Origin of the sequence: Demequina muriae, assembly GCF_030418295.1 — a bacterium.
In the GTDB taxonomy this organism is placed as follows: domain Bacteria; phylum Actinomycetota; class Actinomycetes; order Actinomycetales; family Demequinaceae; genus Demequina; species Demequina muriae.
The window spans coordinates 253256-268856 of the sequence record NZ_JAUHQA010000001.1 but is presented as its reverse complement, the minus strand read 5'-3'; the positions used below and the strand labels follow the sequence as shown (position 1 = coordinate 268856).

Here is a 15601-nt window from a genome sequence, read left to right as displayed (position 1 = left end):
ACGTGGCCCAGATCATCGCCACTGTGGCGACCCTCCTGCTGCTCCTCGCATCCGTGCTCGTGGTGCACTTCGCCCGACGCGAGGCCGCGGAGATCCGGCGCTCGACGAGCGATGAGACTCAGGCGACCCGCGAAGAGGCACGCGACCTCCTGAGCGAGGCCCAGCGCCGCGAGGAGCGGGTGGCGCAGCGCGAGAAGGAGTTCTCGGCCGACCACCGCACCGCACAGATGTATGCGCGCTCGCTCGACGAGCGGGCGGCGGTCATCGCCCGGGATGAGAAGCGACTTCATGCCGAACGCGGCGAGATCGACCTGCTGCGCGAGAGGCGCCTCGCCGAGATCGGCGGCCTCACCCCGGAAGAGGCGCGCGCAGAGCTCATGGCTCAGCAGGTCAGGAAGGCGCGCGACGCCGCAAGCGGCGAGCTCAGGCGTCTCGAACGAGCCACCAAGGAGACCGCGGACCAGCGCGCGCGCGAGATCCTCGTCTCGTCGATGCAGCGCCAGGCGGCGCGCGTCGCCTCGGAGACCTCCACGACCTGGATCGACCTGCCGAGCGAAGAGATGAAGGGCCGGATCATCGGCCGTGAGGGACGCAACATTCGCGCCTTCGAGTCCCTGACCGGCGTCAACGTGATGGTCGAGGAGGGCGTGAACGCCGTTCAGCTGTCGTCGTTCGACGTCGAACGACGTGAGATCGCCGAGGTGACGCTGCGCGACCTCATCGAGGACGGTCGCATCCAGCCGCAACGCGTCGAGGCGGCCTATGCCCGAGCGGTGGCGGACACCGAGCAGCGTCATCTCGACGCTGGTCTCGACGCGATCGACGCCGCCGGCGTGCGTGGCATCCCGCACGAGATGGTGTCCGTCCTCGGGCGACTGCGCCTCCGCAGCTCCTACGGACAGAATGTGCTGGCACATCTCGTCGAGTCAGCGCAGATCGCGGCCGACATCGCGACGTCGCTCGGCGCGGATGTGGAGCTCGCGCGACATGCTGCGTTCCTGCACGACATCGGCAAGGCCTTCACCCATGAGCGGGAAGGCACTCACGCCGCGATCGGAGCGGCTCTCGCCGCCGAGCACGGCGAGCCTCCCACGGTCGTCAACGCGATCGCCGCCCACCACGACGAGGTGCCGCAGACCACCCTGGAAGGTGTGATCGTGCAGGTGGCTGACGCCGTGTCCGCCTCGCGCCCCGGTGCGAGGCGGGAGGATGTCGACGGGTACCTCGAGCGCATGGAGGGCCTCGAGCGACTGGTCGCCGAGCACGAAGGCGTCGTGAAGGTGCTGGCGATGGCGGCCGGGCGTGAGGTGCGTGTGGTCGTCGAGCCCGAGACGGTCGATGACGAGGGCACGCATGAGCTGGCGCGTACAATTGCTCAGCACATCAGCCGCGACTTCAGCTTCGCTGGAGAGATCAAGGTGACCGTGATCCGCGAACTCCGAGCGGACGCCGTCGCAGGGTAGGAATGTCAGAGACCACGCTCGCCCCCACGTACGTCGTCCGGACCCTCGGGTGCCAGATGAACATTCACGACTCCGAGCACATGGCCGGACTCCTCGAGAAGGCTGGCTACACCGCCGCTCCGCAGGGCTCTGACATCGCCGACGTGGTCGTGATCAACACGTGCGCGGTGCGCGAGAACGCCGCGAACAAGCTGTACGGCAACCTCGGGCAGCTCGCCCACGCCAAGTCCGCGCGCCCCGGCATGCAGATCGCCGTGGGCGGCTGTCTGGCGCAGAAGGACCGCGGCACCATCGTCGAGAAGGCCCCGTGGGTGGACGTCGTCTTCGGCACCCACAACCTCGACGTGCTGCCGGCGCTCCTCGACCGCGCTCGCCACAACGCCGAGGCGCAGGTCGAGATCGAAGAGTCTCTGCAGGTGTTCCCGTCCACGCTGCCGAGCCGTCGCGATTCTGTCGCGTCCGCATGGGTGTCGATCTCCGTGGGGTGCAACAACACCTGCACGTTCTGCATCGTGCCGAGCCTGCGCGGCAAGGAGCGCGACCGCCGCCCAGGCGAGGTGCTCGCCGAGATCCAGGCGTTGGTCTCGCAGGGCGTGGTGGAGATCACCCTGCTCGGCCAGAACGTCAACTCGTACGGCATCGAGTTCGGTGACCGAGGCGCCTTCGCGAAGCTGCTGCGCGCCTGCGGGGAGATCGACGGCCTCGAGAGGGTGAGATTCACCTCGCCTCACCCGGCGGCCTTCACGGACGACGTCATCGAGGCGATGGCGGAGACGCCGAACGTCATGCCGAGCCTGCACATGCCGTTGCAGTCCGGCTCCGACGCGGTGCTGCGTGCGATGCGACGCTCCTACCGATCGGCGAAGTTCCTGGGGATCCTCGACAAGGTTCGCGCAGTGATGCCCGATGCGGCGATCACCACCGACATCATCGTGGGCTTCCCGGGTGAGACCGACGAGGACTTCGAGGACACCTTGCGCGTGGTCGAGCAGTCACGCTTCTCGAGCGCCTTCACCTTCCAGTACTCGCCGCGCCCCGGCACGCCCGCCTTCGAGCTGCCTGAGCTCCCCAAGGCGGTGATCACCGAGCGTTTCGGCCGGCTCAAGGCCTTGCAGGAACGCGTCTCGCTCGCGGAGAACCAGGGCCTGGTGGGTCGCACCGTGGAGCTCATGGTCCTCGACGGCGCCGGGCGCAAGGACGACGCCTCGGCGCGGCTCAGCGGCCGGGCGCCCGACAGCCGCCTGGTGCACTTCGCCGTGCCTGAGGTGGCAGGGGACGACATCCCGCGCCCCGGCGACATGGTGACCGTCGAGGTGACGCACGCGGCCCCCCACCACCTGATCGCGGACAGTGCGCTGGAGGGCGGCACGTACACCGTGCGTCGCACCCGCGCGGGCGACGCGTGGGACGCCGCCAACGGCGACGGGCACGACCACGGCGCCGGGGGATGCGGATCCTCATGCGGCACGGGTGCCAGTGCGCCCGCAGGGCCCGTGGGGCTCGGCATCCCGTCGCTGCGCCCGTCCCGGACCTGAGGCGCCGGTGACAGGTCACCGCACCCCCGCATCGGCCGCATGGACGGACGATGCGGTGCGCTCGGACGCGCCCGCGGCCATCACCCTGGTCGGCTCCACGGCGACCGGGAAGTCCGCCGTGTCGCTCGCGCTCGCCGAGCGGCTCGACGGCGAGATCGTCAATGCCGATGCGATGCAGTTCTACCGAGGGATGGACATCGGCACGGCCAAGCTCACGCTCGCCGAGCGGAAGGGGGTGCCGCACCATCAGCTGGACACCCTCGACGTCCAGGAGGACGCATCGGTCGCTGGGTTCCAGAGCGCCGCGCGCGCCGACATCGACGCGATCCACGCGCGCGGTCGTCGTGCCATCGTGACCGGCGGCTCGGGGCTGTACGTCCGTGCGCTGCTGGACACGTTCGAGTTCCCGCCCACCGACCCTTCGGTGCGGGCACGTCTCGAGGCGCGCGCTGACACCGAAGGTCCGGGCATGCTGCACCGCGAGCTCGCGGCCGCCGACCCGGTTGCGGCCGCGCGCATCCCCGCCCAGAACGCCAAGCGCATCGTGCGCGCGCTCGAGGTGATCGAGCTGACGGGCCAGCCGTTCTCGGCGACGCTGCCGACCCACCAGTACGAGATCCCGGCGGTGCAGATCGGGCTCGACCTCGGCTATGACGTGCTGGACCCACGCATCGACGAGCGCGTCGACCACATGTGGGAGTCGGGGCTGGTCGATGAGGTGCGCACCCTGGCCGACCGAGGCCTGCGCGACGGGGTCACGGCGCGGCGTGCCGTGGGATACGCGGAGACGCTGCGATACCTCGATGGCGAACTCGACGCGGATCAGGCACGGGACCTCATCAAGGTGCATACGCGGCGGCTGGCTCGCCGTCAGCGCAAGTGGTTCCGCCCTGACCCCCGCGTCCGGTGGGTGGCGGCGCCGGTCGATGCGGCGGATGTGAGCCGTGCCGCCGACGACGTCCTGGCACTGCTCGACGTCTGAAGGCACGGGTAGCCTGGGCGCATGGTCAGACTGCATGTCACCCCAGGGCTGCGCTTCACCAAAGGGCATGGCACCGAGAACGACTTCGTGCTGCTGTTCGACGAGCACGGTGAGATCGACCTGACGCCCGCGCTGGTGCGCTACCTGTGCGACAGGCGTGCCGGCATCGGCGCCGACGGAGTGATCCGCGCCGTACGCGCCGGGTCCGTGCCTGCGGGTGCGGGCCTCGACGCGCGCACCTGGTTCATGGACTACTGGAACGCGGACGGCTCGACGTCGGAGATGTGCGGCAACGGCGCGCGCGTCTTCGCCGCACTCCTCGAGAGGGACGCGGGCGTCGACCTGGCGGGCGGCCTCACGATCGCCACCAGGGGCGGCACCCGCACCCTCAGCTCTCTGGGTGGCGGCCGCTACGCCGTGGGCATGGGGGAGTTCCGCCTCGGTGACTCCGGTGGCGGCTTCGACGCCGAGGTGGAGGCGCGCGGCCTCGTGCCGGCGCGCCCGGCGCTGTCGGTGGACGTCGGCAACCCTCACCATGTGGTCGCGCTCGCCTCGACGTCAGAGCTCGAGGCGCTCGACCTCACGGAGGCGCCGCGCGTCACCCCCACGCCGCCCGCGGGTTCCAACGTCGAGTTCGTCGTGACTCGCGGCGGCGAGGTGCGAGACGGCATCGAACGTGGCCGCGTGCGCATGCGCGTGCACGAGCGCGGGTCGGGCGAGACCCGCTCGTGCGGCACCGGCGCGTGCGCGGTGGCCGTGGCGGTCCGCTCCTGGGCCGGCGACGGTGCGCCCGACATCTGGGACGTCGAGGTGCCCGGCGGCATGGTCACCGTGCGGATCGTGGGGACGCGCACGGTGCTCGAGGGGCCAGCCCTGCTCGTCGCCGATGGCGAGGTCGACGTCTCCGGCGTCCCTGCGACCGCGCCCACCGTATGACGCAGCGCCCCGGTCCCTGACGATGCACCCCGTGGAGGCCGACCCGGACGGCAGGCCCCGGATCCACCCGGAGGACGCCGCGGAGTGGCGCGACTGGCTGGCGGCGCACCATGCGACGGCGGACGGCGTCTGGGTGGTGCTGTGGCGACAGGCCTCCGGGCGCACGGGGCTCACATATGACCAGCTGGTGCGGGAGTTGCTCTGCTTCGGCTGGATCGACGCGACCGCCCGCAAGCTGGACGCCGACCGCACGCTGCAGTACTGCTCCCCGCGCAAGCGCGGCTCGGGCTGGGCTCGCACCAACAAGGTGCGCATCGCGGAACTGGAGGCGGAGGGCCGGATCACACCTGCGGGCGCCGCGGTCATCGCCGCCGCGAAGGCGGACGGCTCGTGGACGCTCCTGGACGACGTCGAGGACCTGGTGGTGCCGGAGGACCTCCGCGCCGCCCTGGAGGCCCGCGACGGCGCGGCAGAGCACTGGGACGGATTCCCTCCGTCGGCGCGCAAGTTCATGCTCGCGCAGCTCGTGCTGGCCAAGCGCCCGCAGACGCGCGCGGATCGCGTGACGCGCATCGCCGATGCGGCGAGCAGGGGAGAGCGCGGGTACCCCTAGTCGCGCGTGGCGGGGCGGCCGCTCTGCAGGGCGCTCACTCGGGAGGGCGCGTCAGACGCAGCACCCGGAACCCCTTGGCGCTCGCGACCTTCTCGATCTGGCCCCAGGGCGAGCCCGCATCGTCGCGCTGGTCAGCAATCCAGCGGGCCAACGAGTCGGACCCGAGGTTGCGCTGCACCACGAGCCACGCCTCCCCACCGGGCGCGAGGCGGGGGAGCCACATGGCGAGCAGGTCATGAAGCGCGGCCTTGCCGATGCGGATCGGCGGGTTCGACCAGATCGCCGCGAAGGTCGCGTCCGCCGGGACGTCGCTCGGCCCGACGGCGCGCACGCGGTCCGCCACGCCAAGGCGAGCGGCGTTGCGCGTCACCAGGTCGAGCGCGCGCCGATTGACGTCGAGGGCCGTGACCCGCGCATCGGGCGTCTCCAGGGCGGCTGTGAGTGCCAGCGGCCCCCACCCGCATCCCAGGTCGAGTACCTCTCCCGCCGGAGCGGGGGGCAGGTGACGCAGCAGCACCTGGGTGCCGGCATCGATGTGGCCGGGGGAGAAGATGCCCGATGCGGTCTCGACGACGACGTCGCGGCCGGCCAGATGGACGGTCCGCTCACGGCGTTCGTCGGCAGAGGCGGGCTCTGCGGTGAAGTAGTGGTCCTCGCTCACGCATGCGAGCGTACCGTCGCTGGTGGTGCCTGTCGGCGGCCGGTGAGACAATGGACTCAGCATGAGCGACCTTGACGAGAACCAGCCCTCCGAGCCCACTCCCTCCCGCGCCGATGCGGTGATCGAGCGGGTCCTTGCACGCGCCAGCACCGTCCTCGGCAAGGGCGGCACGGCGCGCACCGACTACGACGGCGACCAGCTCGATCGTGAGGAACGCGCGGCGCTCCGGCGGGTGGGCAACCTGTCGACCGAGCTCGAGGACGTCACCGAGGTCGAGTACCGCCAGCTGCGGCTCGAGAGGGTCGTCCTCGTGGGTCAGTGGTCTCACGGCACGGCGGCCGATGCCGAGGTCAGCCTGCGCGAGCTGGCGGCACTCGCCGAGACGGCTGGCTCGGAGGTGCTCGACGGCGTGCTGCAGCGCCGCCCCAACCCGGACCCGGCCACCTACATCGGCAAGGGCAAGGCCATCGAGGTCAAGGAGATCGTCGCCGCGCTCGGCGCCGACACCGTGGTCGTCAACGACGACCTGGCGCCCAGCCAGCGTCGCGCGCTCGAAGACGTGGTCAAGGTGAAGGTCATCGACCGCACCGCGCTCATCCTGGACATCTTCGCCCAGCACGCCAAGTCCAAGGAGGGCAAGGCGCAGGTCGAGCTGGCCCAGCTCGAGTACCTGCTTCCGCGCCTGCGCGGCTGGGGTGACTCGATGTCGCGGCAGGCCGGTGGACAGGTGGGTGGCGCCGCCGCAGGCATGGGCTCCCGCGGCCCTGGCGAGACCAAGATCGAGCTGGACCGCCGCCGCATTCACACTCGCATGGCGCAGCTGCGCCGCGAGATCAAGGCGATGGAGCCTGCCCGCAACGTCCGGAGGGACCGCAGGCTTGCGCTTCCCAACGTGGCGATCGTCGGCTACACCAACGCGGGCAAGTCCTCACTGCTCAATCGCATCACCGGCGCCGGCGCGCTGGTCGAGAACGCGCTGTTCGCGACGCTCGACCCGACGGTGCGCAGGTCGCAGACCCCCGATGGCCGCGAGTACACCGTCTCCGACACCGTGGGGTTCGTCCGCGATCTGCCGCACCAGTTGGTCGCGGCGTTCTCGTCGACGCTCGAGGAGGTCGCGCACGCGGACCTGATGCTGCACGTGGTCGACGCGTCGCACCCCGATCCCGAGGGCCAGGTGAGCGCCGTGCGCGCCGTCCTGTCCGACGTGCCCGGCGCCGACACCGTCAAGGAAGTGCTGGTGCTCAACAAGGCGGACATCGCCGAGCCGGAGACGCTGATGCGCCTGCGCGCACGCCCGGAGATCACCATCGAGGTCTCGGCGCTCACAGGCGCGGGGATGTCGGAGCTGCTGGATCTGATCGCCCGCGAGCTGCCCCGACCCGAAGTGAGGATCGACATCGTGGTGCCGTACACCCGCGGAGACCTGATCCATGAGGCGCACCTGCACGGCGAGGTCATCGAGGAGTCGCACGAGCCAGAAGGCACGCGGCTGATCGCGATGGTCGACGATTCCCTCGCGGCCCGGCTCCAGGCAGCCGCCCCGGCCGCATGATCCTCGTCGCGTGACCGCGGCGAGGACGCCCGAGGCAGCGACCGAGGTGTCGGCCGCCACCGACCGCGAGACCATCGAAGCAGGCACCGCCGCGCCCACCGAGGCGACCCGCCTGCTCGGCAGGGCGGTCGCCGCGCTGGGGGGAGTCGAGCGCGAGGGGCAGACGGCGATGGCAGCCGCCGTCGAGCGTGCGCTCGGACACGGTGAGCACGCGCTGATCCAGGCGGGTACGGGCACGGGAAAGTCGCTCGCCTACCTGGTGCCAGCGGTCGCTGAGGCCGTGCGGTCCAAGAAGCGCATCGTGGTCTCCACCGCGACGCTCGCTCTGCAGCGGCAGGTGTTCACCAAGGATCTCCCGCTGGTGCTCGACGCCCTTGAGCCGGAGCTCGGGTCGCGTCCGGAGGTGGCGCTGTTCAAGGGGCGCAGCAACTACCTGTGCGTCCACAAGATGGCCGGCGGATACGGCGAGCCCGACGACGACATGCTGCCCGTCCCGACCGGACCGACGAGCGACCTCGGGAAGGAGGTCGCGCGCCTGCACGCCTGGGCGGACGAGACCGAGACCGGTGACCGGGACGACCTCGTGCCTGGAGTGTCGCATCGGGCATGGGCGCAGGTGAGCGTGAGCGGCCGGGAGTGCCTCGAGTCCAAGTGCCCGATGCTGAGCGAGTGCTTCTCGCAGACGGTGCGCGACCACGCCGCGCGCGCCCCCATCGTCGTCACGAATCACGCGGTGCTCGGCGTGCAGGCCGCCAGCCACGACATGCTCGGCGACCATCACGCGCTCATCGTGGACGAGGCCCATGAGCTCGTGGGCCGCATCACATCGGCGGCGACCCACGAGCTCACGCTCCAGCGCGTGGACCGTGCGGGCAGGGCCGCGCGCCGCTGCGGGGTGGCCTCCGAGGACCTCGACCGGGCCGCCAGGGCGCTGGACGGCGCACTGGGGGACTGCGAGCCGGGCCGACTGCGACTGGGGCTGCCAGAGGACCTCGCCGAGGCGGTGGACCTCCTCCGGGGCGCGGCTCGAGCGGCACTGACCCAGGTGCAGAAGACCACCAAGGACACCGCCGACGGCGCGCGTTCGGGAGGAAGCGCATCGGCCACCGCCAAGATGGCCACCGCCGCTCTCACGGAGGTCTTCGACGTGTGCGAGGAGCTGCTCGGCGAGCACGGTCGCTATGTGGTGTGGCTCGCGCCGCCCGACGGCGACTATGACTCTCGCCAGGCCGTGCGCATCGTGGCGGCGCCTCTGGACGTGGCCGGGCTGATCCGCGAGAAGCTGATCGCGGACAAGGCCTCCGTGTTCACCTCCGCGACGCTCGCGCTGGGGGGCAACTTCGACGCGATGGCACGTCACCTCGGCGTCGACGACCCGATCTCGATGGACGCCGGCAGCCCCTTCGACTACGGGCGCCAGGGCATTCTGTACGTGGCGTCGCACCTGCCGCGGCCGGGGCCGGGAGGGATCTCGGAGGAGGCGCTCGACGAGCTCGCGGCTCTCATCGAGGCGGCGGGCGGGCGCACGCTCGGGCTGTTCTCCTCGCACCGCGCAGGCCAGGCCGCCGCGGAGGCGATGCGTGTCCGGCTCGACGTGCCGATCATGTACCAGCTCGATGATCAGCTGCCCACCCTCGTCGAACGCTTCCGCGAGGACCCGCGCGCGTGCCTGTTCGGTTCGACATCGCTGTGGCAGGGCATCGACGCCCCCGGCGAGACGGCATCGCTCGTGGTGATCGACCGCATTCCGTTCCCTCGGCCGGACGAGCCCATCTCTCAGGCGCGCACCGAGGCCGTGGCACAGCGCGGCGGCAACGGCTTCATGGCGGTGTCCGCGACCCATGCCGCGCTGCTGCTGGCTCAGGGAGCGGGGCGGCTCATCCGCTCGTCGGAGGACCGCGGTGTGGTGGCGGTGCTCGACTCCAGGCTGGCCACCGCACGCTACGGCGGGTATCTCGCGCGATCGATGCCACCGCTGTGGGGCACCACCGATCGAGACACCGTGCTCGAGGCGCTGCGGCGTCTCGACACGGCGGCGCGCGAGCGCGGCGTCTAGCGCCAGTCGCGCCGCCGCAGACCCTTCGGGGCCGTACGCTGGGGTCGCAGACTGCACGCACCGGAGGTGGACCCACGATGACCGATACGACCCCGTCTGAGGAGTTCGTTCGCGGCCAGGAGGCCGAGCGCGAGCGCTTCGCGGAGTACCTCGCGCACTTCGAGGCGGGCTCGCGCCGCATGGCGGACGAGGCCGAATCGGAGCAGTCCAGGGTCTACCAGACGACCATTGCCAATTCCATGAGCGCGATGCGCCGCGCCATCAAGGGCGGCTTCCATTGGCAGGACGGCTGGCGCAGCCAGCAGTAGGGCGGCGTGGGCCGATGCGCCGGGGGAGTGCGCCGACCGGCAGCGCTAGATGCGGCGCATCACCGACACGACCTTGCCCATGATGCGGGCGTGCGTGCCGTCGATCGGCGTGTAGTTCGGGTTGTGCGGCATGAGCCAGACCTGACCGTCCCTCCGACGGAAGGTCTTGACGGTGGCCTCGTCGTCGAGAAGTGCCGCCACGATGTCGCCGTTGTCGGCGGTCTGCTGGCGGCGCACGACCACCCAGTCCCCGTCGCAGATGGCGGCGTCGATCATCGAGTCGCCCACGACGTTGAGCATGAACAGCTCGCCGTCGCCCGTGAGCTGCTTGGGCAGCGCGAACACATCCTCCACTGACTGGTCCGCCAGCACCGGGCCACCTGCGGCGATGCGTCCCACCAGCGGAACCATCGAGATCGTGTCATCCTGCGGCGCCTCTGCTGGAAGGCCGGCCGGCAGGGTGACGGTCGAATCTGCCGGGCTGGAGTCGGGAAGCACCACCTCGATGGCGCGCGGGCGGTGAGGATCGCGGCGGAGGAAGCCCTTGGTCTCGAGAGCCGAGAGCTGGTGCTTCACCGAGGACGTCGACGTCAGCCCCACGGATTCGCCGATCTCGCGCATCGACGGTGGGTAGCCACGCGACTCGACCGACTCCTTGATGGTCTCGAGGATGCGGCGCTGCCGGTCGGTGAGCCCGCCGGACGCGCCGCCCGGGAACTGGTGGATGGTGGCGCCGCCCTCGCTGGTGCGCTCGTCCATGACTCCTCCTCGCGGGCCGGGCCCGTGTCGATGTCAGACCTCGGTGATGAAGTGACACTCATGACGCTAGGGCACGGACGCATCGAAATCAAACATATGTTCGAGCGTGTCTTGCGTGACAGACGGCCGAGTGCTACTAATAGAACAAGTGTTCGACGAACACATGTTCGAATGGAGGGTGACATGACTGCATACGCGATGACGGCGCCAGGAGTGGTCCGGGCACCAGGAGTTGTCCGGGTGCCACGTGACACCTCCGTGAAGGTGCGGCGGGTCGTGAGCGTCCGTCCGCTGCCCACCACCGCCGGGCGTGCACGTCGCGTCATGCTCGTGCTTGTCGTCCTGGCCCTGATCGCGCTGTTGGCGCCTCGCGCATTCGCCGGCTCCGAGTCGACCGACGCCATCGCCTTCGACACCTACACCGTGGCCCAGGGCGAGAGCCTGTGGTCCATCGCCTCCGCGATCACGGGCCCGGGCGAGGACGTCCGCGACACCGTTTCTCAGCTCCAGACGCTCAACGCCATGGACGACTCGTCGCTGCGTGCCGGCGAGCAGATCCACATCCCCGCTCTGGAGCGCTGACCGTCAGGCCCCGCTGACCGCGAGGCGCCGTCACGCCTGAGGCAAACCGGTGGTGGGGTGTTCGTGGGAGAGTAGTGCCATGCACTGCCCGTTCTGCCGCCACCCCGACTCGCGAGTGGTCGACTCCCGCACCTCAGATGATGGTTCGTCGATTCGGCGACGGCGCGAGTGCCCCAACTGCGGCAAGCGCTTCTCGACTCTCGAGATTGCGAGCCTCACGGTGCTCAAGCGCAGTGGGGTTGCGGAACCGTTCAGCCGGGAGAAGGTCGTCAACGGCGTGCGCAAGGCGTGCCAGGGCAGGCCCGTGAGCGACGACGACCTCGCGCATCTCGCGCACAAGGTGGAAGAGGCCATCCGCGCCTCTGGCCAGGCCGAGATCGACGCGACCGACATCGGGCTCGCGATTCTGCCGCCCTTGCGCGAGCTCGACGAGATCGCCTACCTGCGGTTCGCAAGCGTGTACCAGGGATTCGACAGCCTGGACGACTTCGAGAGTGCCATTGCGCGTCTGCGTGCCGAGGACGCCTCCGACTCCTGAGCGCGCGGCTCGCTCTCCGCAGGGACCTCCGCTGTCGCCTGCTGTCGTGTGGCGGCGTCCACGCGCGACCGGCGCACGGCGGCGCCCTGCGCCACGCGACCGGGTGGGGCCGGTGAGTGCCGGCTAGCTCGAGTGCCGGCTAGTTCGAGTGCGGGCTAGTTCTTCTTCTTGGGCCGGGGCTTGCCGCGGCGTCCCGCCGCAGGTGCACCCTTGCCCTTCTTCTTGTCGCCCTTGCCGGCCTTCTTGGCGCCGGTCGAGGGGCGCTTGGGCCGGTCGCTGCGCTCGGGTCGGGTGGAACCGGAGTCCCAGGAGCCATCGGTGCGATCATCGCGATCGGAACGGTGAGGCTGCTTGCCGTCTTCCGCTCCACGCCGTACGGCGCGTGCGTCCGCGGGCCCGGGGCTGCGACGCTGAGGGCCACGGCCCCGCGTGTCGGGTGTGCGCTCGCCACGGTCGTCGCCGCGGTCTCGGGGACCGCTGCGGCGGGCGCCGCTCCACTCGCTGCGCTCGCCACGATCCTGACGCGCGTCGCGCTCTCGCCCGCGTGACGGTGTGCCACGGCTGTCACCGCCCGGGCGGTCGGTGCGGTCGGTGCGGTCGGTGCGGCGGTCGCTGGAGGGACGCTCGTCACGCCAGCCGGTGGTGGGCCGTTCACCGCGCCCACGCGTGGAACGCGCGTCACGCGGACCACTGGTGGGACGCTCATCGCGTCCGCGTCCAGGGCGCTCGCCGCGTCCACGGCCGGGACGCTCATCGATCCAGCCGGTGGAGGGACGTTCGTCGCGCCGTCCGGTCGCGTTCCGCTCGTCGCGCGCGCGGCCCGGGCGTTCGTCATCCCTGCGGTCGCGCTTGCCGCCCGGCTTGCGCTTCCACGCGTCGCGCCCGCTGGGCGACTTGGTGGCCCAGCCCTCACGGCTGCGGGGTGTGCGGTCGTCGCGCGCGTTCGTCGTGCGTGGCTCAGCGGCCGGTGCACCCTGATCGCCGAGGCGCTGCTCGCGCAACGCGATCTCACGTTCACGCGCCTGCAGTTCGCGTTCGCGACGTTCGAGCTCGTTCCGGGCCTTGGCGTGCTCGTGCTGCGGGGTCGGTGCGACCTCCGCAGCGCGACCGTGCACCGGCCGGCGGCCGCGGTCGCCTCGCGAGGGGCGTGCGGACCGATTCCCACGATCCGGGCGACCCGAGTCGCGCGTGCGTCGTCCGGCGCCGCCCATGTACGGCTCCGCCACGGGCTCCCCTGAGGGTTCCTTGGCGCCTGTCAGCCCGGACAGCGTGGTGAACGCGGCCTCGTCGGGCTGGCGCAGCACGGTCACCGTCGCGTCGATCCCGGCGCGGTCCATCAGACCTTCGACCGTGCGTCGCTGATGGGGGAGTGCGAGGGTGACGACCAGGCCGTCCTCGCCGGCACGCGCCGTGCGTCCCGCGCGGTGGGTGTAGTCCTTGTGGTCCGCAGGCGGATCCATCTGCATCACCAGGTCGACGTGGTCGACGTGGATGCCTCGAGCGGCGACGTCGGTCGCCACGAGCACAGGAATGGTGCCCGCGCGGAAGCCCGTGATGGCCGCGTTGCGCTCGTTCTGAGACTTGTCCCCGTGGAGCGCGACGGCGAGCACTCCCGCCTCGCGCATCTGGGCCGCGATCCGGTCGCATCCGAGCTTGGAGCGCACGAACACGATCGTGCGGCCCTTCCGCGCGGCGATACGAGTGGCGAACTGATACTTCGCGTGCGGCGGGACATGCAGCACGACGTGATTCATCGTCGAGGGGCCGTCGTCTCCACCGGTGACGTCGTGGCGCGCGGGGTCGGTCATGGAGGTCGCGACGAGCTTGTCGACGTCGCCGTCGAGCGTCGCGGAGAACAGCAGTCGCTGGGCGCCGCCGGGAACGCGCTCGAGGATCTCCTCGATCTCGTCCATGAAGCCCATCTGGGCCATGTGGTCGGCCTCGTCGAGCACGACGATGCGCGTCTCCGACAGGTCGGCCTCGCCGCGGCGCACGAGGTCCGCGAGCCGCCCGGGGGTCGCGATGACCAGGTGCACGCCGCGCTCGAGGGAGCGGATCTGCTTCGACATCGACAGCCCGCCGGCGATGAGTCGCAGCGACACGTGCATGGAGTGGGCGAAGGGCTCGAGAGCGTCGTTGACCTGCATCGCCAGCTCACGCGTGGGGACCAGCACCACGGCACGCGGCCGATGCGGCGTCGGCCGGCCGGTCTGAGCGAGCAGTGCGATGGCGGGCAGGCCAAAGCCAAGCGTCTTGCCCGAGCCCGTGCGGGCGCGACCGAGAACGTCGCGTCCGGCGAGCGCATCGGCGATCGTCGCCGACTGGATGGGGAAGGCAGTCTCCATGCCCGCGCTCTCGAGCGCGGCGACCAGGGCCTCGGGAAGCCCGAGGTCGCGGAATGGGACGGCGCCGGCGGCTATGAGAGCACCCGCAGGCGCACCGTGCCGGGCATCGCGCCCAGCGCAGCGACCGCATCGTCCGTCAATCCGGACGCGACGTCGGTGACCACGTAGCCCAGGTCCCCCCGCGTCGCGAGCAGCTGGCCCTCGATGTTGACGTCGTGCTCGGCGAGCTCGCGGTTGACCGCAGCGAGCACACCGGGGATGTTGTCGTGCAGGTGCGCGATCCGGTGGGCGCCCTGGGGGAACTCCAACTGCAGGTTCGGCAGGTTGACGCTCAAGGAGGTGGACCCCGTCTCGACATAGTCCCGCAGGCGGGTCGACACGAAGATGCCGATGTCCCGCTGCGCCTCTTCCGTCGAGCCGCCGATGTGGGGCGTGAGGATGACGTTGGGAACGTTCTGGAGGGGCGACACGAACGGGTCGCCCTTCTTCTTGGGCTCCTCGGGGAACACGTCGATCGCGGCGCCGCCGATGGCACCAGATTCGAGGCCCTCGCGGAGCGCCTCGACGTCGACGATGAAGCCGCGGGACAGGTTCAGGAACAGCGCTCCGGGCTTCATCGCCTCGAACTGGGCCCGGCCGAAGAAGCCCTGGTTCCCGGCGCGGCCGTCCACGTGAAGCGTGACGATGTCCGCCGCCTGGAGCAGCGACTCGAGGGTGGGCATGCGCGTCGCGTTGCCCAGCGCCAGCTTCTCTGCGCTGTCGAAGAAGATCACATTCATGCCCAGCGCCTCGGCGACGACGGACAGCTGCGAGCCGATGTTGCCGTAGCCGACGATGCCGAGCGTGCGAGTGCGGATCTCGTGTGCGCCGTCGGCGCTCTTGTTCCACACCCCCTCGTGCATCAGCCGGTTGTGCACCGGCAGGCGGCGGGTGAGCGAGACCATCTCGGCGATCGCCATCTCGACCACGGACCGCGTGTTCGAGAACGGCGCGTTGAACGCCGCGATGCCGCGACGCGCGGCCGCGGCGAGGTCGATCTGGTTGGTGCCGATCGAGAACGCTCCGACGGCGCACAGCGACGGGGACGCCGCGATCACCCGCTCGGTGAGCTGGGTCTTCGAGCGGATGCCGAGAAGCTCGACGCCGTCGAGGGCCTCGATCAGTTCGTCCTCGTCCATCGCGCCGCCGTGGTTCTCCACAGCGACGTCGGAGGCTTCGAGGATGGCAGTGGCCTGGGGGTGGAGGTTTTCCAAGAGAAGTGCGCGCAC

General features: G+C 70.8%; 14 protein-coding genes. 10 read left to right on the top strand and 4 right to left on the bottom strand.

The genetic code is table 11. The features are described from left to right. The first annotated feature begins 2 nt into the window (after positions 1-2). Genes rny through QQX02_RS01230 form a run of 5 tightly spaced genes read left to right on the top strand, consistent with a single transcriptional unit; the run spans position 3 to position 5529 of the window. A complete protein-coding gene (rny, locus tag QQX02_RS01250) occupies positions 3-1463 on the top strand; it encodes a ribonuclease Y (protein ID WP_301140714.1) in 1461 nt (486 codons plus the stop codon). A 2-nt stretch (positions 1464-1465) separates the two neighbouring features. Beyond that, on the top strand, positions 1466-2998 hold the full coding sequence (gene miaB, locus QQX02_RS01245; protein ID WP_301140712.1) for a tRNA (N6-isopentenyl adenosine(37)-C2)-methylthiotransferase MiaB: 1533 nt from the start codon (positions 1466-1468) through the stop codon (positions 2996-2998). A gap of 7 nt (positions 2999-3005) precedes the next feature. Continuing rightward, the gene (miaA, locus tag QQX02_RS01240) at positions 3006-3980 is read left to right on the top strand and encodes a tRNA (adenosine(37)-N6)-dimethylallyltransferase MiaA (protein ID WP_301140711.1); all 975 of its coding nucleotides are present in this window, start codon (positions 3006-3008) and stop codon (positions 3978-3980) included. Between the two features lie 21 nt (positions 3981-4001). Continuing rightward, the gene (gene dapF, locus QQX02_RS01235; protein ID WP_301140709.1) at positions 4002-4916 is read left to right on the top strand and encodes a diaminopimelate epimerase; all 915 of its coding nucleotides are present in this window, start codon (positions 4002-4004) and stop codon (positions 4914-4916) included. Positions 4917-4947: 31 nt separating this feature from the next. After that, on the top strand, positions 4948-5529 hold the full coding sequence (locus tag QQX02_RS01230; RefSeq protein WP_301140708.1) for a YdeI/OmpD-associated family protein: 582 nt from the start codon (positions 4948-4950) through the stop codon (positions 5527-5529). Between the two features lie 34 nt (positions 5530-5563). Here the strand turns inward: QQX02_RS01230 and QQX02_RS01225 are convergent, their stop codons facing one another. Beyond that, entirely contained in the window at positions 5564-6190 is a 627-nt protein-coding gene (locus tag QQX02_RS01225) for a class I SAM-dependent methyltransferase (protein WP_301140706.1), read from the bottom strand. A gap of 61 nt (positions 6191-6251) precedes the next feature. Between QQX02_RS01225 and hflX the strand changes: the two genes are divergently transcribed. From hflX to QQX02_RS01210, 3 genes are all read left to right on the top strand, one after another. Continuing rightward, positions 6252-7745, top strand: a complete 1494-nt coding sequence (gene hflX, locus QQX02_RS01220; RefSeq protein ID WP_301140705.1) for a GTPase HflX — start codon at positions 6252-6254, stop codon at positions 7743-7745. 10 nt (positions 7746-7755) lie between these two features. After that, a complete protein-coding gene (locus QQX02_RS01215; RefSeq protein ID WP_301140704.1) occupies positions 7756-9801 on the top strand; it encodes an ATP-dependent DNA helicase in 2046 nt (681 codons plus the stop codon). Between the two features lie 77 nt (positions 9802-9878). Next, a complete protein-coding gene (locus QQX02_RS01210) occupies positions 9879-10109 on the top strand; it encodes a hypothetical protein (RefSeq protein WP_301140703.1) in 231 nt (76 codons plus the stop codon). A 45-nt stretch (positions 10110-10154) separates the two neighbouring features. On the opposite strand, the gene lexA is transcribed toward QQX02_RS01210, so the two are convergent. After that, positions 10155-10868 (bottom strand): transcriptional repressor LexA, encoded by a 714-nt coding sequence (lexA, locus tag QQX02_RS01205; protein ID WP_301140702.1) that lies wholly within the window; start codon positions 10866-10868, stop codon positions 10155-10157. Positions 10869-11051: 183 nt separating this feature from the next. Between lexA and QQX02_RS01200 the strand changes: the two genes are divergently transcribed. After that, on the top strand, positions 11052-11450 hold the full coding sequence (locus QQX02_RS01200; RefSeq protein ID WP_301140701.1) for a LysM peptidoglycan-binding domain-containing protein: 399 nt from the start codon (positions 11052-11054) through the stop codon (positions 11448-11450). A gap of 79 nt (positions 11451-11529) precedes the next feature. Then, positions 11530-11988: a transcriptional regulator NrdR gene (nrdR, locus tag QQX02_RS01195; RefSeq protein WP_301140700.1), complete on the top strand. Its 459-nt coding sequence runs from the start codon at positions 11530-11532 to the stop codon at positions 11986-11988. Between the two features lie 155 nt (positions 11989-12143). Here the strand turns inward: nrdR and QQX02_RS01190 are convergent, their stop codons facing one another. Continuing rightward, entirely contained in the window at positions 12144-14333 is a 2190-nt protein-coding gene (locus QQX02_RS01190) for a DEAD/DEAH box helicase (protein WP_301140699.1), read from the bottom strand. A 71-nt stretch (positions 14334-14404) separates the two neighbouring features. Further along, positions 14405-15601 (bottom strand): phosphoglycerate dehydrogenase, encoded by a 1197-nt coding sequence (gene serA / locus QQX02_RS01185; RefSeq protein ID WP_301140698.1) that lies wholly within the window; start codon positions 15599-15601, stop codon positions 14405-14407.

Bases quoted from the DNA above. Each gene is read 5' to 3' on its own strand.
- miaB (WP_301140712.1), top strand. From the start codon at position 1,466: ATGTCAGAGACCACGCTCGCCCCCACGTACGTCGTCCGGACCCTCGGG.
- dapF (WP_301140709.1), top strand. From the start codon at position 4,002: ATGGTCAGACTGCATGTCACCCCAGGGCTGCGCTTCACCAAAGGGCAT.
- hflX (WP_301140705.1), top strand. From the start codon at position 6,252: ATGAGCGACCTTGACGAGAACCAGCCCTCCGAGCCCACTCCCTCCCGC.
- QQX02_RS01210 (WP_301140703.1), top strand. From the start codon at position 9,879: ATGACCGATACGACCCCGTCTGAGGAGTTCGTTCGCGGCCAGGAGGCC.
- lexA (WP_301140702.1), bottom strand. From the start codon at position 10,868: ATGGACGAGCGCACCAGCGAGGGCGGCGCCACCATCCACCAGTTCCCG.
- QQX02_RS01200 (WP_301140701.1), top strand. From the start codon at position 11,052: ATGACTGCATACGCGATGACGGCGCCAGGAGTGGTCCGGGCACCAGGA.
- nrdR (WP_301140700.1), top strand. From the start codon at position 11,530: ATGCACTGCCCGTTCTGCCGCCACCCCGACTCGCGAGTGGTCGACTCC.
- QQX02_RS01190 (WP_301140699.1), bottom strand. From the start codon at position 14,333: ATGGAGACTGCCTTCCCCATCCAGTCGGCGACGATCGCCGATGCGCTC.